Source organism: Puia sp. (genome assembly GCF_035546395.1).
In the GTDB taxonomy this organism is placed as follows: Bacteria; Bacteroidota; Bacteroidia; order Chitinophagales; family Chitinophagaceae; genus Puia.
This window is the reverse complement of sequence record NZ_DASZXR010000016.1, coordinates 437,748-461,842: the sequence shown is the minus strand read 5'-3', so window position 1 is coordinate 461,842 and position 24,095 is coordinate 437,748. Positions and strand designations below refer to the sequence as shown.

General features: G+C 56.5%; 19 protein-coding genes. 14 read left to right on the top strand and 5 right to left on the bottom strand.

Translation table 11 applies throughout. The features are described from left to right. Positions 1–111: 111 nt before the first annotated feature. The 4 genes from VHE34_RS23145 to VHE34_RS23130 all read left to right on the top strand — a co-directional run bounded on the left by VHE34_RS23145 (position 112) and on the right by VHE34_RS23130 (position 8,019). On the top strand, positions 112–4,914 hold the full coding sequence (locus VHE34_RS23145; RefSeq protein WP_325592346.1) for a translocation/assembly module TamB domain-containing protein: 4,803 nt from the start codon (positions 112–114) through the stop codon (positions 4,912–4,914). Further along, the gene (locus VHE34_RS23140) at positions 4,911–7,241 is read left to right on the top strand and encodes a BamA/TamA family outer membrane protein (protein WP_325592344.1); all 2,331 of its coding nucleotides are present in this window, start codon (positions 4,911–4,913) and stop codon (positions 7,239–7,241) included. The genes VHE34_RS23145 and VHE34_RS23140 overlap by 4 nt, the downstream gene beginning before the upstream one ends. A gap of 92 nt (positions 7,242–7,333) precedes the next feature. After that, positions 7,334–7,543 (top strand): hypothetical protein, encoded by a 210-nt coding sequence (locus tag VHE34_RS23135; RefSeq protein ID WP_325592342.1) that lies wholly within the window; start codon positions 7,334–7,336, stop codon positions 7,541–7,543. Positions 7,544–7,554: 11 nt separating this feature from the next. Next, the gene (locus VHE34_RS23130; RefSeq protein WP_325592341.1) at positions 7,555–8,019 is read left to right on the top strand and encodes a PA2169 family four-helix-bundle protein; all 465 of its coding nucleotides are present in this window, start codon (positions 7,555–7,557) and stop codon (positions 8,017–8,019) included. On the opposite strand, the gene VHE34_RS23125 is transcribed toward VHE34_RS23130, so the two are convergent. Beyond that, on the bottom strand, positions 8,006–8,155 hold the full coding sequence (locus VHE34_RS23125) for a hypothetical protein (protein WP_325592339.1): 150 nt from the start codon (positions 8,153–8,155) through the stop codon (positions 8,006–8,008). The genes VHE34_RS23130 and VHE34_RS23125 overlap by 14 nt on opposite strands. Positions 8,156–8,431: 276 nt before the next feature. Between VHE34_RS23125 and VHE34_RS23120 the strand changes: the two genes are divergently transcribed. The 3 genes from VHE34_RS23120 (at position 8,432) to VHE34_RS23110 (ending at position 10,398) form a co-directional block, all read left to right on the top strand. Continuing rightward, positions 8,432–8,944 carry a pyridoxamine 5'-phosphate oxidase family protein gene (locus tag VHE34_RS23120; RefSeq protein ID WP_325592337.1) on the top strand — a complete coding sequence of 171 codons (513 nt, stop codon included), beginning with the start codon at positions 8,432–8,434 and terminating at the stop codon, positions 8,942–8,944. 171 nt (positions 8,945–9,115) lie between these two features. Continuing rightward, positions 9,116–9,736, top strand: a complete 621-nt coding sequence (locus VHE34_RS23115; protein ID WP_325592335.1) for a DUF4142 domain-containing protein — start codon at positions 9,116–9,118, stop codon at positions 9,734–9,736. A gap of 119 nt (positions 9,737–9,855) precedes the next feature. Beyond that, positions 9,856–10,398, top strand: coding sequence for an SRPBCC family protein (locus VHE34_RS23110; RefSeq protein WP_325592333.1), 543 nt, complete (start codon positions 9,856–9,858; stop codon positions 10,396–10,398). Here the strand turns inward: VHE34_RS23110 and VHE34_RS23105 are convergent, their stop codons facing one another. Then, entirely contained in the window at positions 10,399–12,798 is a 2,400-nt protein-coding gene (locus VHE34_RS23105) for an ABC transporter permease (RefSeq protein ID WP_325592332.1), read from the bottom strand. 116 nt (positions 12,799–12,914) lie between these two features. Then, a complete protein-coding gene (locus VHE34_RS23100; RefSeq protein WP_325592330.1) occupies positions 12,915–14,585 on the bottom strand; it encodes an amidase in 1,671 nt (556 codons plus the stop codon). 51 nt (positions 14,586–14,636) lie between these two features. On the opposite strand from VHE34_RS23100, the gene VHE34_RS23095 reads away from it, so the two are divergent. From VHE34_RS23095 to VHE34_RS23070, 6 genes are all read left to right on the top strand, one after another. Next, positions 14,637–15,158, top strand: coding sequence for a sigma-70 family RNA polymerase sigma factor (locus tag VHE34_RS23095; protein ID WP_325592329.1), 522 nt, complete (start codon positions 14,637–14,639; stop codon positions 15,156–15,158). Positions 15,159–15,289: 131 nt separating this feature from the next. Further along, the gene (locus VHE34_RS23090; protein WP_325592327.1) at positions 15,290–15,817 is read left to right on the top strand and encodes a hypothetical protein; all 528 of its coding nucleotides are present in this window, start codon (positions 15,290–15,292) and stop codon (positions 15,815–15,817) included. Then, positions 15,814–16,320, top strand: a complete 507-nt coding sequence (locus VHE34_RS23085; protein WP_325592324.1) for a DUF4252 domain-containing protein — start codon at positions 15,814–15,816, stop codon at positions 16,318–16,320. The genes VHE34_RS23090 and VHE34_RS23085 overlap by 4 nt, the downstream gene beginning before the upstream one ends. Before the next feature lies 1 nt (position 16,321). Further along, positions 16,322–16,777 carry a DUF4252 domain-containing protein gene (locus VHE34_RS23080; RefSeq protein WP_325592322.1) on the top strand — a complete coding sequence of 152 codons (456 nt, stop codon included), beginning with the start codon at positions 16,322–16,324 and terminating at the stop codon, positions 16,775–16,777. A 208-nt stretch (positions 16,778–16,985) separates the two neighbouring features. Continuing rightward, on the top strand, positions 16,986–17,381 hold the full coding sequence (locus VHE34_RS23075) for a response regulator transcription factor (protein WP_325592321.1): 396 nt from the start codon (positions 16,986–16,988) through the stop codon (positions 17,379–17,381). Between the two features lie 45 nt (positions 17,382–17,426). Further along, positions 17,427–18,899 carry a Gfo/Idh/MocA family oxidoreductase gene (locus tag VHE34_RS23070; RefSeq protein WP_325592320.1) on the top strand — a complete coding sequence of 491 codons (1,473 nt, stop codon included), beginning with the start codon at positions 17,427–17,429 and terminating at the stop codon, positions 18,897–18,899. Positions 18,900–18,948: 49 nt separating this feature from the next. Here VHE34_RS23070 and VHE34_RS23065 read toward each other — a convergent pair whose 3' ends face one another. Continuing rightward, on the bottom strand, positions 18,949–19,734 hold the full coding sequence (locus VHE34_RS23065) for an SDR family oxidoreductase (RefSeq protein ID WP_325592318.1): 786 nt from the start codon (positions 19,732–19,734) through the stop codon (positions 18,949–18,951). Continuing rightward, a complete protein-coding gene (locus VHE34_RS23060) occupies positions 19,731–20,717 on the bottom strand; it encodes a nucleoid-associated protein (RefSeq protein ID WP_325592317.1) in 987 nt (328 codons plus the stop codon). The genes VHE34_RS23065 and VHE34_RS23060 overlap by 4 nt, the downstream gene beginning before the upstream one ends. A gap of 495 nt (positions 20,718–21,212) precedes the next feature. Here VHE34_RS23060 and VHE34_RS23055 point away from each other — a divergent pair, with 495 nt between their 5' ends. Further along, complete coding sequence (locus tag VHE34_RS23055; RefSeq protein ID WP_325592315.1) at positions 21,213–24,089, top strand: Ig-like domain-containing protein; 2,877 nt, start codon at positions 21,213–21,215, stop codon at positions 24,087–24,089. Positions 24,090–24,095: the final 6 nt, after the last annotated feature.

The window sequence follows — 24,095 nt, the reverse complement described above, 5'->3', positions numbered from 1 at the left end:
TGGGGAATTTTATGTGCAATACATGCGGTATCAATAAATTAGCGACTATTTGGACTAAATTTTGTCAGTAGTTGATATTGGTCTATCTTATATTATGTTGAATTATAATTTATGAGCGCAGAAGAATCCGAACGTTCGTCCCGCCGATCATGGCCCCACCGGTTGCTGCGCATCCTCATCCGGACCCTGCTGACCCTATTCATCATTATCCTTCTCGTCTTCTTTCTGATCCAAACGCCTTTCGTTCAGAACTTTGCACGAAGCAAGGCCGAAACTTACCTTTCCCGGAAGTTAAAGGTCCCCGTGCGCATCGGCCAGCTCGATATCACGTTCTTCCGCAGCATCACCCTCAAGGATATTTACATCCCGGACCCCCAAAAGGACACCCTCCTGGCCGCGGGCGAGATCCATGTCCGTCTTAGGATGTTGGGTCTGTTGCACAATCAATTGGATGTGCAGGAGATCGATCTCAAGGACATCACCGCCAATATCCTCCGTCGTTCGCCGGCCGACACTACTTTCAACTACCAGTATATTATCGACGCTTTCACCAATCCCCATCCCGGCCCCACGGACACGACAAAGAGCAGTCCGTTCCAGATCGGGATGAACAAGCTGGTGCTCGACAATATCCACTTCTTATATGCCGATACGCTTACCGGTAACACGGCCGTGCTGGCTATCGGCCACAGCCAGACCGATATGCGGACCCTCGACCTGCAAAAACAGCTATATACGGTGGCCGACGCGAACTTCGAAAATACCAGCTACTTTTATCGGAACACAAAGACGAAGATGGTGACCAGCGGCAGCCTGGGGGCGTTAAAAGCCGAAGGGCTGGACCTGAACCTGAACAAACTGAGCTTCCAGGCCCGCAAACTCGAGCTCGACAGCACGGAATTCGCCTTCGACGATAACACCAAACCGTGTCAGAAGAAAGGAATGGACTATTTCCACCTGCTGGCCCATAACATCTCCCTGGCCGGCGAGGCCTTGTCCTACAGTCCCGACTCCCTTAGCGGCCGTCTTACAAAGGGTGAGTTGGCCGAACGATCCGGTTTCCGGCTCGACCAATTACAGACCCGTTTCTTCTATTCCGATCACAAGACCGTCCTCGACGGCCTTCTGCTGAGAACCCCGGGTACGCTGTTGCAGCGGTCCGTCACCCTTCGCTACGACTCCGTCGGCGGCATTACGACCCATCCCGCCCGCACCTTTATCACCCTCGATCTCCCAAACAGCCATGTCCAGTTGAAGGACATCCTCGTCTTCGCGCCGTTCCTGGCCGCTCAGCCCGTCTTCCGGAATCCCGGCGACACCTGGCAGGTCAACGCCGAGGTCCGCGGCACGCTCGATGACCTGACCATTCAAACCATCCAGTTCACCGGGATAAAGGACCTGAAAGTCGACCTTGCCGGCCGCATCCTCCATCCGATGGACAGCAGCCGCATCCGGGCTGACTTTATGGTCCGCAATCTCTCGGGCAGCCGCGCGGCGCTGCTCGCGCTGGTTCCAAAAAATACGCTGCCCTCCCATATCACTATCCCGGCTCATTTTACCCTGCATGGCCATCTTGACGGCAGCATGAATAACCTCGTCTCCGATCTGACCCTGAATACGACGTCGGGCGACGTCAAGCTCAAAGGCACCGCCGGTAACTTCCGTTCCACCACCGGCGCGACCTATGACCTGGGCCTGCAGACCCGGTCCCTGCAACTCGGCGCCATTCTGCAGGACACGGTGCAATGGGGCGCCGTCACCGCGGATCTTCATGTTAAAGGCAGGGGTCTCGATCTCCATAGCGCCAATTCCAGCTTCTCCGGCAAGATAGAAGCCGCAACGTATAAACGCTACACGTATCAAAACCTTCTTGTCGACGGCAATATCGCCCACCAGCAGGCCGTCCTTCACAGCGCCATCAATAATACGGCAGTTCATTTCGAATTACAGGCCTCCGCGGATCTGGCGGGTAAGTTCCCGGCCCTGAAACTCGACTGGAACATCGACACCGTCGATCTCCACGCCCTCCACCTGCTACCCGATACCCTGCAGGTCAAAGGCCACCTGGTCGCCGATTTTGCGAGCACCAACCCCGACTCCCTGCGGGGCGATCTGACGATCACCGGCCTCGACGTCCTGCAGGGCGCACGGCATATCGCTACCGACAGTCTTGCACTCATCGCAACAAGGAAAGCGGATATCCAGGACATCCGGCTGCATACGGAGATGGCCGACATCGACTGGAAAGGAAGGTACAAGCTCACCGAAACGGCTACCGCCCTGGAACATACGATCAACCGGTATTTCCGGCTGAAGAACTTCAAAGACACGGCCTTCACCGCCCAGGACTGGACCATCGATTTCCATCTTCGCACCTCTCCGCTGGTGTTGACCCTGCAACCTTCATTGAGAGGGTCCGATACCGTCGGCGGCCGCCTGAGCTTCAACAGCGACCGGAACGATCTCCATCTCGGCCTGAAGGCGCCGCGTATCGTGTATGGAACCGAGTTTTTCCACAACATCGACGTCAATGCGGGCACGGCGGACAGCAGCCTCCGGTATGCGGTGGCCATGAGCGATGGCCATGGCAGCGGTATCCTCCTGTACAGGACGGCCATCTACGGGGATATTCATGATAACGACCTCTCGACGACGCTGCTCCTGAAGGACGCAAAGGGGAACGACCGGTTTCGCCTGGCCGGCGACCTCGACCAGCCGGATAACCGCCTGCGATTCCGGTTCAAACCCGATAGCCTCCTGCTCAACTACGACCCCTGGCAGGTCGCCCGCGACAACGCCATTCTGTACGACTCCACCGGTGTCGTCGCTCGCGATTTCACCATCCACAACGGCAGCGACTCCCTTTCCTTCAACAGCAGCGGGACCACCGGCGCCGCCCCGCTCGATGTCCGCTTCGGCAACTTCCGCCTCAGCACCATCAGCCGGCTCGCCAACCAGGACTCGGTGATCGCGGACGGCATCCTCGCCGGCAACGCGGAAGTGAGGAATGTGACCACCAACCCGGTATTTACTTCCGACCTGGTCGTTCACAACCTATCCTATAAGATCGATACCCTCGGTGACCTGACCCTCAAGGTCAACAACAAAAAGGAAAATGCCTTCTCCGCCGATATCGGCCTCAAAGGCAAGAATAACGATATCCGGATCACGGGTGACTATTATACGGGAGAAAGTAAAATGGATCTTACCCTCGACCTGCGGCGCATCAACCTCTCGGCCTTTTCCCATTCGGCGGAAGGGATCGTGGACTCCATGAGAGGGTACATGATGGGAAAATTCACCGTTGCGGGAACCTTTGACAAACCCAATGTTCGCGGCAATCTTTACTTCGACAGCAGCGTGATCACGCCTACGGTCTCGGGTGAGGCCCTCGACGTCTCCAAAGACCGGATCGCCTTTGATGAGGACGGCTTCAACTTCAGTGAGTTTACGCTGAGGGACTCAGCGGGCAACAAACTCATCCTGGACGGTAACGTCTTTACAAAAGACTACCATAGCTTCGGATTCGATATCTCCCTCAACGCACAAAACTTCCGGATGGTCAACGCGCCGGAGAACAGCTCGCGGCAGTTCTATGGCCAGCTCAACCTCGATGCGGCGATCAACCTCGAGGGGAAAATGGAGGCGCCAAAGATCGATGGCGCCATCCGGGTGAACAAGCGCACCAATTTCTACTACGTCTTACCCGGGGATGATCCAGAGGTCAGCGACCGCCTGGGGATCGTCCGCTTCGTCAACCACCATACCGGTGATACGCTGGTCGATAAAAAAGCGCTCGCCTTGCACCGCAATAAGGAATTAAAAGGTCTCGATGTAAGCCTCAACCTCCTCACCGACACCAGCGCCCTCCTGAACATCGTCATCGACCCGCGCAGCGGCGACGCCCTCAATGTCCGGGGGCGGAGCAACCTCGTCTTCCAGTTGGAGAAGAGCGGCAAGATGGACCTCACGGGCTCTTACCAGGTCACCGGCGGCTTCTATACGCTTTCCTTCAACTTGCTCAAACGCAAGTTCGCGATCGATCGCAACAGTATCGTCACCTGGACCGGCGATCCGCTGACCGCCACCGTCGATCTCACCGCCTCCTATACCGCCCAGACCCCCTCCATCGATCTCGTCTCCAACGAGATCTCCGGGCTTAGCCAAACCGACAGGAACAAATACCGGCAAAAGCTGCCATTCCTCGTTACGCTGAAGATGAACGGGGACTTGCTGAAACCTTCCGTCACCTTCGATATCTCACTGCCCAACAACATACTTTCCCTCTGGCCCGATGTCGATCTTCGGCTTACCCAATTGCGCTACCAGCAGTCCGAGATGAATAAACAGGTCTTTGCCCTGCTGTTGCTTGGCCGCTTTGTCGGGGAGGATCCGCTGGATGCCGGTCCCGGCGGGTCCACCCTGGGTAACCTCGCCTTTTCCAGCGCCAGCCAGATACTCACCAGCCAGATGGATCAGCTCGCCGCCAGCCTGATCAAAGGAGTGGACATCCACTTCGACCTGAACAACCAGCAGGACTGGACGACCGGCTACGAGATCGACTATACCGAGTTGGACGTTATGGTTTCCAAACAATTGATGGAAGACCGGCTCCGGGTCGGCGTCGGCAGCGCCTTCGACGTCGTGGGGACCGGCGCGCCGAACCAGGCCCCTTCCAATCTTGCCGGGAATGTTGCCGTGGATTATAAACTTTCCCGTGACGGGCGTTATCTCCTCCGCGCTTATCGCCAGAACCAATACCAGGCCGTGTTGCTGGGACAGGTCGTGGAGACGGGTGTCGGTTTTGTCTTTACGTTCGACTACGACCGGTTCGCAGAGATCTGGCATCGGGCCAAGGGTGAGAAGCTGGAGGAACGAAAAACATCACAACCCAACAAGTCCACTGCTAAATGACGACCTTTTTTCAATGCCGGCTACCGCTTCTTCTCCCGACAGGACTTTTGTTGGTCGCCCTTGCCTCCTGCCATGAATCCAAATACCTCTCCGGCGCCCAGACCCTGTATGCGGCCAACAAGACCGAGGTCAGGTCCTCGGCGAATATGACGAAGAAAGAACAGAGGAAATGGGCAGAGGACATGGAAGGCTATCTCCGGCCAAAGCTGAACGGGAAGACCCTCGGCGTCCGGATCAAGCTTTGGATCTATAATATCGCGGGCCCGACGAAAAAGACAAAAGGCTTCAAACACTGGCTGAAATACAAGGTGGGGGAGCCCCCCGTGCTCGCTTCGCCGGCCATCCTGCACAACAACGCGGCCGTCCTGCAAAGCCATCTCGAGAACAAGGGATTCTTTCACGATACCGTCATCGTCACGACCTTCGTAAAGGATAAGCACCTCACGGCCACCTATACTGCCGAGGTCGGTCCCCGATATACCATCCGCAACATCAACTACCCCGATGATTCGGACCGGGTCAGCAATATGATCGATACCCTGCAGCGCCGGAGCCTGTTGAAGAAAGGCGCGTTTTACGATCTCGAGACGATAAAGGAGGAGCGCGTACGCATCGACGACCGGCTCAAGAACCGGGGCTATTATTATTTCAGCCCCGACGATCTCGTCGTCGACCTCGACACGGCAGTGGGCGAACACCAGGTGGATATGTTCATGCGGCTGAAGGAGGAGATGCCCGACCCGGCCCGCGAGGTCTATCATATCAACCAGGTTACTGTGTATGCCAACTATGCCAACCGGTCGGATACCAACGCTAGTCATGCCTATATTACCCCCGAGGGATATCGGATCATCGATACGGCCCACTATCTGAAGCCGCAGGTGTTCAACAAGACCCTCGTGATCAAGCCCGGCGACATTTACAAGGAGAACGATCACAACACCTCGCTCAGCCGGCTGGTCAGCCTCGGCGTCTTTCAGTTCGTAAAACCCCGTTTCGAGCCGGCTTCCAGCGCCGACACCAATAACAAGCTCGATCTTTACTATTATCTTACTCCCGCTCAAAAGAAATCGCTCCGTTTCGAGGTCACCGCCCTTACCCGCAGCGATAACACGACGGGTACGGAAGTCTCGGTCAACTGGCGGCACCGCAATCTTTTCCGGGGGGCGGAACTCTTCAGCGCAAGAGTATATGGAGGTATCGAAGGACAGAGCGTGGGATTTACCACCCCGTCGAGAACTCAGAAGAAAGTGGTCTTTACCCGCCGTACCGGCGCCGATCTGAATCTCATTATTCCGCGCATCGTCGCGCCCTTCGATCTCAACACCAGCGGCAAATTCGTGCCCAAAACCAAGATCAACGCCGCTTATGACGTATATGTGAACAGTTCCGAATACACCCTGACCTCTTCCCGTGCCAGTTTCGGCTACCAGTTCAAGAACAAGATCACCTCCGAGAACGGCATCACCGTCTTTGGCATCAACTATGTTCACCCCACGCATATCGATCCCGCATACCAGGATTCTCTCGACAAGTATAAGAACCTGGCTTACGCCATCGAGCCGCAATTGATCATTGGGCCAAGCTGGAACTTCAATTACATTTCGCGTCTGGATCCCCGTAATGCGCGAAAGCCGAACAATTACTGGTTCAACGCCAATGTCGATTTCTCCAACAACCTCCTTGGCCTTGTCTCCGGCGCCGACTTCAACAAGACCGGTAAACAAAAAGAGATCTTCGGCGTTCCCTTCGCGCAGTATATGCGCTACGAGGTCGATTTCCGGCACTACCTGACCACGGGGAAATATAGTATGCTGGCCAGCCGTTTCGACGCCGGCGTCGGTATTCCTTATGGAAACAGCAAAAACCTGCCGTTTGTAAAGTCGTTCTTTGCCGGGGGGACCAACGATATCCGCGCCTTCCGCGCGCGAGCCCTCGGGCCCGGCAGCTATTATGCCGGAGATCCGAACAGGGACGCCACGATTCCGGACCAGCCCGGGGACGTAAAGCTGGAGTTCAACGTTGAGTACCGCGCGAAACTCTTCGGGCTCGTCCGCTGGGCCATCTTCACAGATTGGGGCAATGTGTGGACGCTTCGCAACGACGCCAGCCGCCCCGGCGCCGTCTTTACCTCCCATTTTCTCAATGATTTTGCCGTCGGCGCGGGCGCCGGCCTCCGCTTCGATCTCACGATCATCGTGCTTCGCATCGACGTTGCCGTTCCGCTTCGGACTCCCTGGAAACCTGTAGGCTCCAAATGGAACTTCAAGAGCGCCACGGACATCTCCGATATGGTGCTCAACCTCGCTATCGGCTATCCGTTCTAGACATGGCCGCCGATGCCTCGGCGCCCCGGCGCCCGACGGAGGGGAAGGGGGCGGTGGCATATTTTTTTAAGGTTATTTCTAAAACATAGTATATGAAAGATCAACAGAAAACGCCGCAGAGGAACCCCGAGGTTCACGATCCTTCAAAGATACTGCACAAGACGCCGCGCAAAGCGTCGGTCGGGAACCCGGATCAACAAGAGCGGCCCGATCCCGGGAAGACCCATAACATCGACGACGATCCGGATCAGACAAAAAGGAAAATTCCCGTGGAAGATCCCAGGGAACGGGATGGATTATAAAACCGGCCGCTATGAGAACAAACATTCATCGCGGCGGCAGAAAGACCTTACACGTATTGAACGATCTTATCCGTATCAATATCGACCGGATAACCGGATTGGAGAAAGCGGCCCATGAAGAAGAAACACCCGATGCCCGGTTACGCGAGGCATTCTACCGGATGGCCATTGAAGGCAGGAGTAATGTCAATGACCTGCATGCAAAGGTCATCCGGTTGGGGGGGGCGCCGGTGACGCAGGCGACGATCACCGGGAAACTTTATCTTCATTGGCTCGAAGCGCACCCGGGTTTCGAGGGGCCCGATCACTCTTCCCAACTGGCCGCCTGTATAGCTGCCGGACAGGCCACGGAAGAGGCTTATCACTGCGCGCTCGACGAACACCTTCCTTCCGAACTCCACGAACTGATCGAGAGCCAGCTGTGGACCCTGGAGCGGACCCACCGGCACCTGGCGGAGCTGGCTACCCACGCTTAAAGTACTGGATCTCCCGCTCATGTTTCTTCGCGGCCTCAAGGCTATCAAATGTCCCCAGGTTCCTGCGCTTATTCGTCTTCGCATCCTTCTTCCGCGAATAGATGCGATATTGTCCCGATTTTAGTTTCCGTATCATGGTAGAAGATTGATCGTTAAGATGCATTGGCCCCCGTGAAAACGGGGGCCAGGTGTTTATTCTTTCAGGTTTATTGACGAATCTGCCTATTAAAATATTATGCCACCGAAACTGCCACCCGTGTGTATTTTTTTCCTCAGCACGTGGAAAGGGGGTCGGGGGCGCCAAAAGGGGAGAGCCTTGATAATGAACCGCTCCCACGGCATCGGCAGCCAAAAAACCCTTATGGGGCACAATGGTACTGAATTTGAAAAATTCTCTAAAAATGATTACTCTATGTTGCCAAAATCGGATCTTCAATTTTTGCGGCAAAAAATTCAAGACTTAAAGAACGCCTTATTTTTTAGCCAAAACACCTCGCTGCTTAGGATCGCAACGACGATCGTATCGGTTATAAAAGTGGACGAACTGGGACAAATGTGGTTTTTCGTCCCCCGCCCGAAGCAAGCCTTACACGAATTCGATCGGGAATTCCCGGTGCGACTCGAATTTTTCAGAAAAGGCAGGGAGTACTTTCTGCATGTCTCCGGCAAGGCATTTATCGTCACCGATCCCGAAGACATCAACGGTCTCGTGCATGACGACATCCGCGAGCAGATCGGGGACGACCTCGTGCTGATCCGCGTAAAGATGCTCAAGGCCGATTACTTCGACAGCTCCGTCTCTTCCCTTCATGCCGGCTGGTGGGGCGACCTGAAACGTCAGCTGCATACCTGGATGTACAATACCCGCCCCGGTTACAAGCCCTACTATCTCGCAGATGCTCCGTTGCCGCTTTCGGTCGCATAGACTGCATAGACTTTGTTCGCTCTTCTTTCTCCTTTTGCAATCCGTTGATCTCCCGCCTATCCATTCCTGTGACATTCCCTTCCGTGGCATTGTCCGCATCCTTCCGGTATCCTCGCATGGCATGACAATTGAATGCCTATCGGTGAAAATCAAACTGAAAAATAGCCGAATATGAAAAAACTCTCCTCGTACCTCGTCATTGGATGCCTTACGGCCTTTTCCGCCGCCAGTTGTGGAGGTAACTCCGCTCCCGACAGCACACAGGCAGCAAAAGATTCCAACATGACGAAGATGGACAGCACCGGTGCGGATACCAGCGGACATGGTAAGATGGCCGCCGTTCCCGCCACCGTGTCAAAAGGCGACCAGGATTTCGTCGTTAATGCCGCCAATGCGGGCATGGCCGAGATCCGGGCAGCCACCATTGCCCAGCAGCAGGGAACCGACGCAGATGTAAAAAAATATGCCGCCATGATGATAAAGGACCATACGGCTGCCGCGGACAGTCTGAAAATGGTCGCTGCAAAAAAGAACCTGACCCTGCCATCCGACATTTCGCCGGAAACGCAGAATGATATAGCCGATCTCCAGAAGAAGACCGGGAAGGACTTCGACAAGGCCTATATGAAAATGATGGTCAGTGACCACAAGAAGGTGATAAAATCCTTTGAAGACGAATCGAAGAACGGCTCTGACGCCGACATCCGCGCCTTTGCCGATAATACACTGCATACGTTGCGTCACCACCTGGATGAGGCGCAGAAATGCGAAAAAATGGTCTCGAAAATGTAATTACGCGCCTTACCCAGTGAACGGACGGGCGGGAAATTCCCGCCCGTTCTGCTTTTTTTTGGCGCAGGACTTTGTGAAACCAAAAGGTTTCATAACTTCGCGGTATTAAATCGACTGTTATGGCCGAAAATAACTTCACGCTCTCCCATCGGGACGGAACCTTCTTCCGCAAGGGCGACACCTGCGGCGTTCGCTTCGAACGCATCCTCGATCACCCCGTTCCCGCGGTATGGGAAGCGCTTACCGATCCGGACCGGATGGCCCAATGGCTGGCTCCCGCCACGATCACGGACGGAACCATCTCCCTCCGGTTGACCGGCGGCACGATGGGAGGCAAGATCCTCCAATGGGAAGAGAACCATCTGCTCGAGTATGAATGGCATAACGGGAGCGTTGTGCGTTACGAGCTGCTCGGGGAAGGGGCCGGCCGCTGCCGGCTGGTCTTCACGCACAGCGCCGTGATCGAATCGCAGCTTATGGGCGCGGCCACGGGCTGGCATTACCATATGGACGTGCTGGAGATGATCCTGGCCGGTCAGGCGCCTCCGCCGGATGCGCCGAAAAATTGGGAAAACATCTCCCGCGATGCGTCGGGTCGTTATAAGCTGGCTTTGCAGAAATTCGATGGGAGCCGGCATTCGACGATCGCGATGCCGCGATAGTCAATCGTTGCGTAAAGCGCCGGTGGGATTCATCTTTGCCGCCCGCATCGCCCGCAGTCCGACGGTCAGCATCGCGATGGCTGCCGCGAGCAGGCCCGCCGCTATAAAGATCCAAATGCCGATATTGACGCGGTAGGCAAACCCTTCCAGCCATTTATGCATGGCCCACCAGGCAAGGGGCGTGCTGATGACGATGGCCAGCGCCACCGGTTTGATCAGGTCTTTCGACACCAGCAACACGATGCCGCCTACGCTGGCGCCCAGCACCTTGCGGATACCGATCTCCTTGGTTCGCTGACCTACGCTAAAGGTGACCAGGCCCAGGAGCCCCAGGCAGGCGATGAAGATGGCCAGGACCGTGAACACCAGCAGGATGCTCCCCTGCTTTCGTTCGGCCGCATATTGCCGGGAGAAATTGTCATCGAGGAAATGAAAATCCAGGGTTGTCGCCGGGTCCATCCGGCCATACACTTCCGCGATATGCTTCAGCCCCTGCGGAATATGCCCCTTTTGCAGCCGCACACAAAGATTGTCCTCCTCCTTCCATACCGGCGGCATGCGCAGCACCAGCGGCTCGATGGTATGTTGCAGCGAGTAGATATTGAAATCCTTTACCACCCCGATCACGGAGGCCATCAGCACTCTTCCGCTGTCATCGGTTCCCAGCTTTGCCCTTTTCCCGATCGCATCTTTCCAGCCCATCTTCTTCACCAGCGTTTCGTTGACCAGCACCGATCCCAGCACGTCCGTAGGGGTTGCGGCGGAGAAATTCCGGCCGGCGGCCAGGCCTATCTGCAGCGTTGGCAGATAGTCGGCGTCTACATAATACATCTTCACTTTCATCGCCTCGGATTGCAGCGCGCCATTCTCCTCCCACCACATCGCCCGGTCGCCGATATCGTTATTGCCGATCGGATTGCCCGCGGCCGCCACCGCCTCTATGGATGGGTCCCGCAGCAATTGGGTTTTCAGATCGTCGATATGTTTGCGCACTTCGGGATTGGGAAGATGAAAGGTCAGCACCTGGTTCTTGTTGAACCCCAGGTCCCTGCCCTGCATGAACCGCAGCTGCAGATAGATCATCGCCGAACCCGCGATCAGGAAGATCGTTATCACGAATTGAAAGGTGACCAGCGACTTTCGGAACAACACCGTCGTCGACACATCGCCCACCTCTCCCTTCAGGGCCGGGATGGTATGGAAGCCCGAGAGGAAGAGGGCGGGGTAGAGGCCTCCCAGCAGCCCGATCAGCATAGCGGCGGCCGCCAGGATGCCCATCGTTCGCCACATCCCAAACTGAAACAGGACCAGCGCCTTCCCCGACAGTTGGTCGAAGGCGGGCAGCGCGAGGTACGCCAGTATGGCCGCTATCGCTGCGGATAATAATGCAAAGAAGATGGACTCGGTCAGGAAGAGGGTCACCAGCTGACCGCGGCTTCCCCCGATGACCTTTCGGACCCCGATCTCTTTCATGCGGATCGAGGCCCGGGCCGTGGCCAGGTTGATATAGTTGATGACGGCGATGCCCAGCACCAGCAGGGCCACTGCCGCAAAAAGATAGATGTAGCGGATATCGCCGTTGCGGCCCAGTTCGTAGTCCAGGTGAGAGTGGAGATGGATCGATGGCAGGGACTGAAGTTGCATCCGGTAGCTCGCGCCCTTACCCAGCTGGGGCTTGATATGGCGGTCGCAAAACCCGGGTATCCGCGCCTCCACCGAACGAATGTTCACCCCCTTCTTTAGTAACACATACGTATAATCGTAGGAATTCTTCCATTCATTGGCCGTCTCTTTCATCGACAGCAGCGCGCTGAACCGGAGGTGACTGTTCTCCGGCCGGTCCTCGATGACCCCCGTAACCTCCTTCGGCCCATCGCCCCGGATCGTCAGCGTCTTGTGCAGCGCTTCGTCGGCATTTCCAAACAGCCGTTCCGCAAGCGTCTTCGTCAGCACGATGGAATTCGGCGCCGTCAGGGCGCTCTCCGCGTCGCCTGCCAGGAAGGGAAAAGGAAACACCGTCAGCGCCGAGCTGTCCGCGAAGAATATGTCGGCCACATCCAGTTTCTTGTCCCCATTGATGATGGTTCCGCCGCCTTCGGCATTGATGCGCGTCGCCGCCTCGATGCCCGGGTCCTCCTTCACCAATGCGGGCCCGAAAGCCGGCGGCGTCTGCGCCATATTGAAATGCCCCCCTGCCCATTGTCCCGAATGCACCACCCGGTAAACCCTGTCCGCCGTTGTGAGATCCCGGTCATAGCTTAACTCGTCGGCGATATACAACGCCATCATTCCGAACACCGCCAGCCCAACGGCCAGCCCGGCAATATTGATGAGGGAATAGATCTTATTCTTGGCAAGGTTCCGCATCGCGAACCGCAGGTAACTGTGTAGCATGCTCATGTGAGTCCCTAATTCGTGCCAATTTACGCAATTCTTTGTTGTCCAGATCTTTGCTGCGGGGGCTGTGCTGCGGCGTGATTCGGTTTCAATACAGTTGCTGTCCGGTTTCGATACAATCACTCAAACCCCTTTGGCCGCTGCTTGTTATAAGGTGTCGCATCCTGAAACAGCTTCGCGAACGCCAGCAACTTCGCCTCCCCGTACAATTGCCCGATAAACGAGATACTGCCGGGCGTTCCATCCGGATGGTAGCCGACAGGCAACGTCACCGACGGATGCCCCGTCAGATTGGTGATCGCCAGCTGATCGCCCGTCTCCGGCGGCGCAATGATGATATCGTATCGACTGATGAAGGGATCCACGCGACGCATGATCGCCGACCTCATCCGGCATGCGTTGACATACTCTACGGCCGGCACGAACCGCGCCGTCCGGAAGGTATTCGGCCAGCGGTCCTTGTTCTGCTGCACCATCTCGTCATCGCGGTTGCTGCGGGTCAGCTGGTCAAAGGCGGCCGCCGATTCCACGCCGATGATGAGCGACAAAATATCGTTCCCATGCAGATCGTCGGGGAAATCCACGGCGACGGGTTTGACGCCCAGCCTGCGTAAGATCAGCAGCGTCTGTTTCTCGGGACTGCTCTCCGGCAGGGTGTCGATATAATTCCGTGTATACGCCACTTTCAACCGGGCCACATCCACCTTTCCGGTATAGTTGAACGGCATGAGCCGGGAAGACGCGTCGACGCTATCGCCTCCATGGATATACGCAAAGACATAGGCCGCATCTTCCGCGCTCCGGCAGATAGGACCGACCTTGTCGGAGCTCCAGCACAGGGCCATACAGCCTGTCCGGGCGATGCTGCCAAAGGTCGGCCGCAGACCGGTGGCGCCACACCGCATCGAAGGATCGACGATGGACCCGTAGGTCTCCGTGCCGATCGCAAATGGTACGAGGCCGGCGGCGGTCGCTGCGGCCGAACCTGCGCTGCTGCCTCCCGATCCCGTTGCCAGGTTCCAGGGATTGCGCGTCAGCCCGCCAAACCAGACGTCGTCCATCGCCAGCTCTCCCAGCGACAGCTTCGCGACCAGCACGGCGCCCGCATCGTCGAGCCGTTCGGCTACATACGCCGTGGCAGGGACCACCTGGTCCTTATAGGGCGGGGTGCCCCAGGTCGTATGGGTGCCGCGAACGGCAAAAAGGTCTTTGATGCCATAGGGTATGCCCTGCAGGGGACTATGCACGATCCCCCTGGCAAACAATGCGTCCGCCCAGCGGGCCTGGGCGAGCGCGCTGTCTTCCGTCAGCTCGATCACGCAATGCAGCACCGGACCGTATTTCTTCAGCCGGTCGATAAAGAATTTCGTCAGTTCTACACTGGTGATCTTTCGCCGCCGCAGCAAGCTGGCCAGTTCCGGGATGGAATAGAAGGCCAGGTCGTTCCGGTTGGCCGGCAGGGCGACCTCGCCGGGAATTTCCCAGTGCAGGGGATTCTGCCGGCGCTCATAGGGCGTTCCCGGCAACAGCGGGTCGAAGGAAAGCGACAACGGCACGGCATTATTAAGGTTCTGCGAATGCAGGTATCGATACAACTTCAGGTGATCGATCAGCCCGCTGACGATGGAATCCCGTTTGGCGGGGGAAAACCGGAGGTCAAAAAGCTTCTCCGCGGCTACGATCCCGGACACGCCCGGCGAAACGGAATCCTGGGCGGTGAGGGCGCCTGGCGCGGCGGCCAGCCCGAACGAGGTCAGCAAAAGGGTATGGAGCCATTTTTTAGCAAGCATACAGGGAATTTACTGTAACATTAGTCTTTTTCTTCCGTCATCTCAACAGTAATGTCGTTAGAAGTTTTCAAAGGCCGCATCTTGCCAATGAAAGACAAGCTGTTCCGCTTTGCTTTCCGCCTGCTCCGGGATATCCCGGAGGCCGAGGACACCGTGCAGGATGTCTTCGTGGGCGTCTGGGCAAAACGGGCCGAATGGCCGCAGTGGAAGAGCATCGAAGCCTATTGTATGACGGCTACCCGAAATGGCTGCCTCGACCGGCTCCGCCGCCGCCGGGTCCGGACCGTACCCGAATCTTCGGCCTATCCCCTGGCCAGCCCCGATAACGATCCGCATGAAAAAATGACGAGTAAAGAAATGATACAACGGATACGTCAATGCATGGACGCCCTGCCCGAGCAACAGCAATGGGTCGTCCGGCTGCGTGAGATGGAAGGATTCAGCTACAACGAGATCGCCGAAGTGCTCGACATTACGCTCGATCAGGTGAAGATCAATCTCTTCCGGGGCCGCAACGCGATCCGGAAAATGATCCCGGAGAGGCGGGGCGCCTCTCGTCCGCGACCGAGCTAAGCGAAGGTCGCGACCGAGGAGGAGCGTGGCGAAGCAGCTCCGACGAAGGCCACAAACATTAACCATTTGCCGGGAATGCGCTATTTTCTATGTGGCAGCGCATTCCCGGCAAATAAAGATCAGGAGGCAAAATGGATACTGTAATGATAAAAGCCCTGCTGGAAAAGTATTGGCAGGCCGAGACCACCGTGGAAGAGGAGCGGGTCCTGGCGGGATATTTCAGGGGACCGGGGGTGGATCCCGATCTCCGGCCATACGCCGATCTCTTCGCCTATTTCGAAGAGGAGTCCCGGGTTAGCCCGGGCCCCGATTTCGAGGCGCGCATCCTGCAGGCCATTACACCGGTCCGGCAGTTCCGCTGGGGAATGGCGGCCGCCGCTGCTACGGTCCTCGTCGTCGTCGCGGGCCTCTTTCTTTTCGAATCCACGGCGCCTACCGGCGGCCGGGGCGTTGCCAATCCCGCCACCGCCGGCCGGCGCATTGCCGGCCCCGCGACCGGTAACCCCGCGGCCGGTAGCCCCGCGACCGGTAACCCTGCGACCGCTCCCGTCGCCGACACCTATGACAATCCCGAACAAGCGCTAGCCGCGGTCCGCCATGCATTGCTCATCGCCTCGGTTCATCTCAACGAAGGCCGCAAACAAATCTCGAACAGATGAAAAAGATATTCTTCCTCCTCCTGATGTCGATCGCCGCTTCCGCCCACGCGCAGGATGACGCCATCGGCCGGTTCTTCGGTAAATACCTCGAGGACCAGCGCTTTACTGTCGTCTCGGTCAGTCCCCGGATGTTCCGGCTGATGGCCAAGGTCAACTGGGATACCGTATCCGCCGACGTGAAGCAAACGGTCACCCATCTCCAAAGCTTCCGCATCCTCAGCACCGAATCCACACCGTACGCCTTCTATAAAGAAGCCCTGGCGATGATCGACAGGAAACAATATGAAGATCTGATCATGGTGCGCGGAGGCAAAGACGACTTCAGGTTCATGATCCGCGCCACCGGCAACACGATAAACGAACTGTTGATGATCGCCGTCGACAAGGACGGTTTCACCCTCATGAGCTTCGTCGGCGATATCGACCTGGACCGGCTCTCCCGGCTCGCCGCCGACATGGATATAAAAGGAATGGAAAATTTAAAGAACGCAAAACGAAAATAACATGAAAACCCTCACACTCGCCCTCCTGCTTACGGCAGCTGTCTGCGCCCAGGCGCAGCCGATCCACCTGGAAAAGGTCTGCCGTCAATACAATGATGAGAACTCTCAGATCGGGATCGACCCAGGCATCCTGCTGAATGTAACTTTCTCCTCAAAGAAGATCTCCACCCTGCACTGCCTCCTCATCGACGGGAAAAAGACTCCCAACGCCGCCCGCGAGTTCCGCGATCTCGAACATGCCGTCCGGGACGACCATTTCGAGGAATGGTTCTCCATCCGGAAGGGAAAGGGTAGGGTGGCCGCTTATTCGCTGGACGGTCCCGGCGACGTGAAGGACCTGGTCTGTCTGCTCGTGGGCGACGACGACGGCGGACTGTTCTTTCACCTCCGGGGGCACTTCACGGATGCCGATAAAGCCAGGCTGGAAGCGGCTTTGCAGGACCATGAGGGTCAATAAGTAGTTCTACTTTGATAATCGTCAAGAATTGTATTTGGTAAGTGTTTTTACTTAGGCTGCCGAGTCCTGATTATAATTTATTCCATTTATCTTGTCGTTAAGTTCGATCGTTGGTTAAGCTCCTCTTGCGTAACATGTTAGTAGCGCATCTTATTTTCTGAATTTCTGACCTGTCTTACTCTATTCATTAACTTAACCACAAAGAACTATGATCAGGATTTTACTCGCTGATGATTTCACGATCATCAGAAAAGGGGTTAGACAGATCTTAACGCAGGCGTATCCCCACGCAGAGATCGAGGAGTTGGAAGAAGGCGAGGAATGGGCAGACAAGCTCAGGGCCAGTCCATGGGATATGGTCATCTCCGATATGCCCGGACAGGAGACCCGCGGATGGGAAGCGCTCGAACAGATCCGGCAGCAATTTCCCGATATTCCCGTCTTAATTCTAAGTGTTTACAAGGAGCAGCATCATTACCAGGCTCTCGAGTCCGGCGCTGCGGGATTTTTAGGCAGGGACGCTGCTCCCGATGAGTTGATCTGGGCCGTTGGCCAGATATTGGCCGGAAAGAAATACCTGACGGTCCCGGCCAAGGAAAACTAGGGGGCCTAAATCGCGGAGTCCGGTTCGAAATCCCTAAATTTAAGGATGAAAAACAAGTCCTTACAAAACGATTCTCGCCGCGATTTCCTGAAAAAAGGCCTGATGGCCGCCGCCGGCTTCTACATTGTCCCTCGCCACGTTCTGGGTGGACCCGGTTACACCGCACCCAGTGACAAGCTCAGCATTGCCGGCATCGGCGCCGGCGGCAAGGGCGAATCCGACATTATGAACTTTTATGGCGGCGGCAGGGCCGACATCGCCTATCTCTGCGACGTTGACGACCGCCGCGCCGCCAAAATGCGGGCTCAATTCCCTAAAGCAAAATACTACAAGGATTACCGCGAGCTGCTCGACAAGGAGCATAAGCATATCGACGCGTGCTCTGTTTCCACGCCCGACCATATGCATGCCGTCATCGGCATGGCCGCCATGCAGTTAGGCAAGCACGTCTACATTCAGAAGCCCATGGCGCACGATATCTATGAGGTCCGGATGCTGACCGAGGCGGCGCCCCGCTATAAGGTGGTGTCGCAGATGGGCAACCAGGGAGCGTCCGGCGACGGGGTCCGCCAGCTGGTAGACTGGTACCGCGCCGGCGTCATCGGCGATGTTTCGGAGGTGTACTGTTTTACGAATCGTCCCGTATGGCCCCAGGGCATCCAATGGCCCACGACAAAGGGAACGGTCCCGCCCGAGCTGGACTGGAACCTCTGGCTCGGCACCGCGCCCCAGAAAGACTATGTCGACAACCTCGTCCCTTTCAACTGGCGCGGTTGGTGGGACTACGGCACCGGCGCCCTGGGCGACATGGGCTGTCATATCATCGCCCCCGCTTTCCAGGTCCTCGAACTGGGTTATCCCACGGAGGCCGAATGCAGCGTCGGCAGCGTGTATGTAGGTGAGTTCAAACAAGGTTATTTCCCCGACAGCTGTCCGCCCTCATCGCATATCACCCTGAAATTCAAAGGGGCCCCCGGCAAGCCCGATGTCAAGCTGCATTGGATGGACGGCGGCATCCAGCCCGAACGCCCGGATGAGCTTGCGCCCAGCGAGATCTTTGGCGACGGCGATAACGGAACGCTTTTTATCGGTACGAAAGGAAAGATGATGTGCGGCACCTATGGCCGCGATCCCAACCTGCTGCCCACCGCAAAGTCGAAGGAAACGGTCGTCCCTCAAACCCTTAAGCGCGTCCCCGGGGCAGACATCACCGGTCACTACACGGCCTGGGTCGATGCCTGTATCGCCGGCTATGGCAGCGAGCAGGAAAAAGAGCTGAGCAGCAACTTCAGGGTGGCCGGTCCCCTTGCCGAGACCGTCCTGATGGGCAATCTTGCCATTCGCAGCTACGACTTCCGCAAGCCCGGGACCGGTACCGGCCGTCGTGGCGAGTGGGACTATCCCGGTCGCCATATCAAGCTGCTTTGGGACGGCCCCAATATGAAGATCACCAACTTCGATGAGGCCAATCAATTCGTAAAACGCACGTACCGCCAGGGCTGGAGCCTCGGCGTATAGATGTTCTGCCCGGGCCGGCGTTAGCCGGTCCGGACTTTTTTCCTCCGGCTCAGGCGGGCCCGGGGCTTATTGCCGTCCATCCACCGTCTACGATGAGGGTCTGGCCGGTGATGTGTTTCGCCTCCGGCGACACCAGGAACACTACAGCCTTTGCCACATCCTCCGGCGAAGCAGGTCTTCCCATCGGCGTCAGCTTCGACCAGGTGTTCTCATAGCCCGCATCTTCTGCCGTCCGCTCCGTCATCGTTGCTCCAGGGGCAACCGCATTCACCGTGATGCGGTAAGGGGATAGCTCGATGACCAGTCCTTTCGCCAGCATCTCCAGCGCCGCCTTGGTCATCCCATAGGCCACCAACCCTTTATGGGCCTGGTGCCCGGTGACCGAAGAAGTGAATAGTATGCTTCCTCCCTCCCCCTGTTGCTTCATCTGCCGTGCCGCGGCCTGCGCTAAAAAGAAGCTGCCCGCGAGGTTCAAGTGCATCACCCGATCCAGCATAGCGGGTTCATACGACAAAAAGTCGCCAAACACAGTTAACCCTGCATTGGCGATGGCCATATCCAGTCGCCCAAAGACCCTTACCGCCTCTTCTACCATCCGGCGGACAAACGCGACATCGCCGGCGTCCCCCGGATATGCCACGCAGGGCAGACCCGAAGCATCCAACCCGCCTGCGAGGCCCGCTGCCTCCGCATTCAATGCGTCCGCCGCTTTTCCCGCCAGCGCCGCATCCCGATCGTTCAACAATACGCTCGTTCCCCGCGCCAGCAGCTCGCGAACGATGGCGTAGCCGATGCCCGAGCCGGCACCCGTAACAATGGCAACCTTATCTTTCATACCTCGACGTCAAAATAGATTTTATAAAAATGTTTTCCCATCGCCTCGTCATATCCCTTTTCGATGAGCTCCCGGTCCCCGTGGACGTAGATATGGAAATTCTTATCCAGCTTTATAACGCTCTTGAACACACGCGACTGCCGCTTCACCGCCTGGGATGAGATATCGAACGATTCAGCCGGCTCTACAAAATTGCGAAAAGATTTGATCAGATCGTCATGATGCAGCACCTCTGTCTCAAACTCTTCCCGGTGGAAGCTTCCGTGCGTCTTGAAATAGTCCATGCTGCGATTCAGGATATCGATCTGTTCCGTCTTGCTCACCTCGAACTCATCCGGCATCTGACGGGTCACGAAATTCTTCGTCTGTGTCAGGAAATCGTTGGTCTGCACAAACTCATTCTGCCGGATCATCACGCTGAGGAACTTGTCCTTCCAGTATTGGGCCTCTTCGCCTTTGCCGTTCGAATCGAAGATCAGCAGCTGGTATCCCTGTGCTTCCTCGCGGTTGACGATCAGGCAGCCTTTGTCCACCTTCGACAGTTCTACTCCTTCCTTCAGTTGCAGGTCGAGGTCCTCGTCGGCGGGGACCATATCGGCGAACAAGACCTTTGTCTCCGCCTTGAAGATACCCACGGCCTCCAGGTCGGTCCCATCGTCGTCGATGCGGCTGAAAACGGCGGTATATAGTTCGCCCGGCTTGATCCTGGGATGCGCCGACTGCTCGAAAAGATGCCCCGCGATCCGCACGGACTGTTCGTAGAGCGCGGTTTGGTCTTCGAAGATGGCCCGGACATACTGGTAGACTTCGTTATAATCGAGGGAGGAGGGGTGGTGAAAGGTATAACGTTCATGGCAATGGGCAAACTTCGAGAGGAGGGCCTCCGTCAACCGGGCCCGGAGACGGCTATCGGGTTCCTGCTCCTGCTTCGAGATCAGCAAGGCCCCGCCGTTGTGCTTATTTCCGATGTAATGTACAGTCAATCTGTCAATTGTAGCGTCGGTAAAGATCATGGTAAAACCGTAAAGATAGGGCCCGGAAATGCGTGGCGAGACCCTCTTTCACAGAAAACGAGAAAAATGTGAATAACTATTTTATCCTACGACAAAAGACAGATGTGTTAATTATCAGAGGATTACGGTAAAAACTATTCGATAATGCCAAACGCGGTCAAAATTATCCCCTGACGGATACAATAAAACAGGTGTATTTTTCCTTTTATAAAGTAGTATAAATCCGATATACCCCTACGAAGACTACAAGTAAAACCCAATTATTATGAAACCCAAACCTTACACAGCCTTTTTACCGCTCCGGCACGTTGCCCGAATGTGACAGACATTATAGTGTCTTCTCTCATGCTGTCACCGCAACGACTTCTGTAGGTGTCTTATTATCGTTTCTTCCACTTTGCAAAGTAGGTTGCTTTGTCTCCATGAGATCGTAAAAGATTGTGTCGGGTGAAACCTCCGTGTTCTATGACCCTGACATTGAAAAATAACGATGCGTTGGCGCTGATCCCCGGCCGTAAGACCCGGAATCGGTTCGTCGCCATGCTGCTGTTGAGCATGGGGCTTCTCGTGGGCGGACTACGGGCAGCGGCGCAGACCACCGCCAACTATGTTTGGACAGTCGAGTCCGTTAAAGATAACCAGGTCTATTCTACCGGTAGCGATATCGCGCGGATAGTAGCCACGCCCATTAATATTGTTCCTTCGCCACCCCCTTTCAACGGGCCCGTCACGATCAAGATCAAGGATGGATCCGGCGGTTCGGTATCGGTAGTGGTAAACCTGGTCAACGGCGTTGCGCTTGTACCCTTTTCCAACGACCAACCGGGGACGGTGACCTTTGAGGTGGATCAATACCTGGCCCCGCTAGGGACGCCGGCATTGGCTTCGAGGGTTTTCACCTTTAAGGCTGCACCGGGCCCGCCGGACCCCGCCCTGAGCTATGTCATCGTAAATCAGTCTACCAGCCCGGCCGATGGCACCTCCACGGATGTCGTATCGGCTTATTTGTTCGATGCGGACGGCAATGCATGTACGAGCGGCCAGTTGGTAACTTTTTCCCTTCCAAACGGTACGCCGGTCACCATCACTACCAACACGGCGACGCCCGGAGTCGCCTCCTCCATCGTCAACAAGGCCACGGCGTCTTTTACAAGCACTACTCCGGGTACCTACTTCGTAACGGTTACCTACAATGGCTCCGTGATCAATGACGGACAAACGCATACGTCCCCTTCGCAGATCCAGTTTACGGTCCTGCCTCCCAGTACCAGCACGAGCTATATAATCGGGATCACGACTTCTACGGCGGCCGATAATTCCAGCCAGGATGAAGTCGACGCCATCGTCAAGAACCAAATTGGCGGCAACGTGCCCGACGGTACGCCCGTCACCTTTACCATTCTATCCGGGGCGGCGACCATAACCACCACCGGCATTGTAACCGGGGGCGTGGCAAAGGCCTTTTTCAAAAGCGCCGTCGTTGGCACGGTCCAGGTGCAAGCGCAGGTGGACATCAACGGCACGCCGACCTATCTCAATGATTTCAACGCCCCCGCCAACAACTATACTCCGGTCCAGTTCACGTTGCCTCCGCCAAATGCGGCAACCAGCTATATTGTCGGGATCGTAACTTCGACCGCGGCAGACAACAGCAGTACGGACGAAGTGGACGCTGTCGTCAACAATGCACTCGGCCCGGTGCCGGACGGTACGGCCGTGACCTTTACGATCCAATCAGGTACGGCCACCTTCACAACCACCGGCATTACCCAGGGCGGAGTGGCAAAGGCCTATTTCAAAAGCTCCGTGGTAGGTTCTGTCCAGGTGCAGGCGCAGGTGGATATCAATGGTGTCCCGACCTACCTGACCGATCAGAATGCGCCTGCAAACGACTATACGACAGTCCAGTTCACGACGCCTCCTCCGACGTTGGCGACCAGCCACATCGTGGGCATCGTCACTTCCACTGCGGCGGACAACAGCAGCACCGACGAGGTGGATGCCATCGTCAACAACGTGAATGGCCCGGTACCCGATGGTACGATCGTGACCTTTACGATAAAATCGGGAACGGCTACCATTACCACGACCGGCGTCACGCAGGGCGGAGTAGCCAAAGCCTATTTCAAGAGTTCCGTGATCGGTTCGGTCCAGGTACAGGCGCAAATAGATATCAACGGAACCCCAACCTACCTGACCGACCTGAATGCAACCACTAACGACTACACCACCATCCAGTTCGTCGCAGGCCCGCCCGTCGGTGGAGGCAACGGCGGCGGCGGTAATGGTGGAGGCAACGGAGGTGGCGGTAATGGCGGTGGCAATGGTGGCGGCGGCGGCGGCAATGGCGGTGGCAGCGGTGGCGGCACCGGTACCGGAAGCAACAACGGGATCACCAACCTTTTTATCCGGCAACCCTATGACTACCAACTCGCCGATGGCGTTAAACAGGATAGCCTGATCGCGTATGTTACGGATGCCGGCGGAAATCCGCTGACCGGCATTAAAGTAACGTTTATCTGGCACACCACGCCGGAGCAAGGTACGATCGCCAATGGCGCGAAGTTCGTCGGCGACTCGGTCGATCAGCTCACGGTGGGTGGATTTGCGCGGATAGCGGTCACCAGCATCGATACCGGCACCCTGTTTGTCGAAGCGTACTTTACGGATCCCGCTACGAATCAGCCGGTTTCCATTTGGGTTGCTGACAACGGGCCGATCAACAACTATGAGACCATCCACTTTGTGACGGCGCCCGATGTGACCAATCCGCTGACCGCCCTGTTCACCATCATCCCCGAAGCGCTGGCCGACGGGCAGCAGCAGACGGAGGTCAAGGCGCACATCGTCGATCTCAATGGTTATGCCATGCCTGATCAACCTGTTACTTTTGCGGTGGACTCCGGTTCGGGCACGATCGTCACGCCGCAACCAGTATATACGGACGCCAACGGCGACGCTTATATTTTCATCACCAGTAAAACCCCGGGTGACGTCCTCATCACCGCTACCGTCGATGACAAAAAGATCATTTTCGGCAGCCCGGCGCGAGTACGCTTCGCCCCGATCAATATCTATGTTCCGCGCGTGTTCACGCCGAATAACGACGGCACCAACGACATTCTCCGGCCGATACTCGTAGGTATCGCCCAATTCCACTATTTCAGCATCTACAACCGCTGGGGCAACCTGATCTTCACGACGCAGGATGCAGGCCAGGGTTGGGACGGCACCTTCAGGGGCGTTCCCCAACCGGTAGAGACCTATCTGTGGATCGCCGAAGGCATCGACACCAACGGCAAAAAGATAGTTCAAAGGGGAATGGTGTCGCTGGTAAGATGACAATAT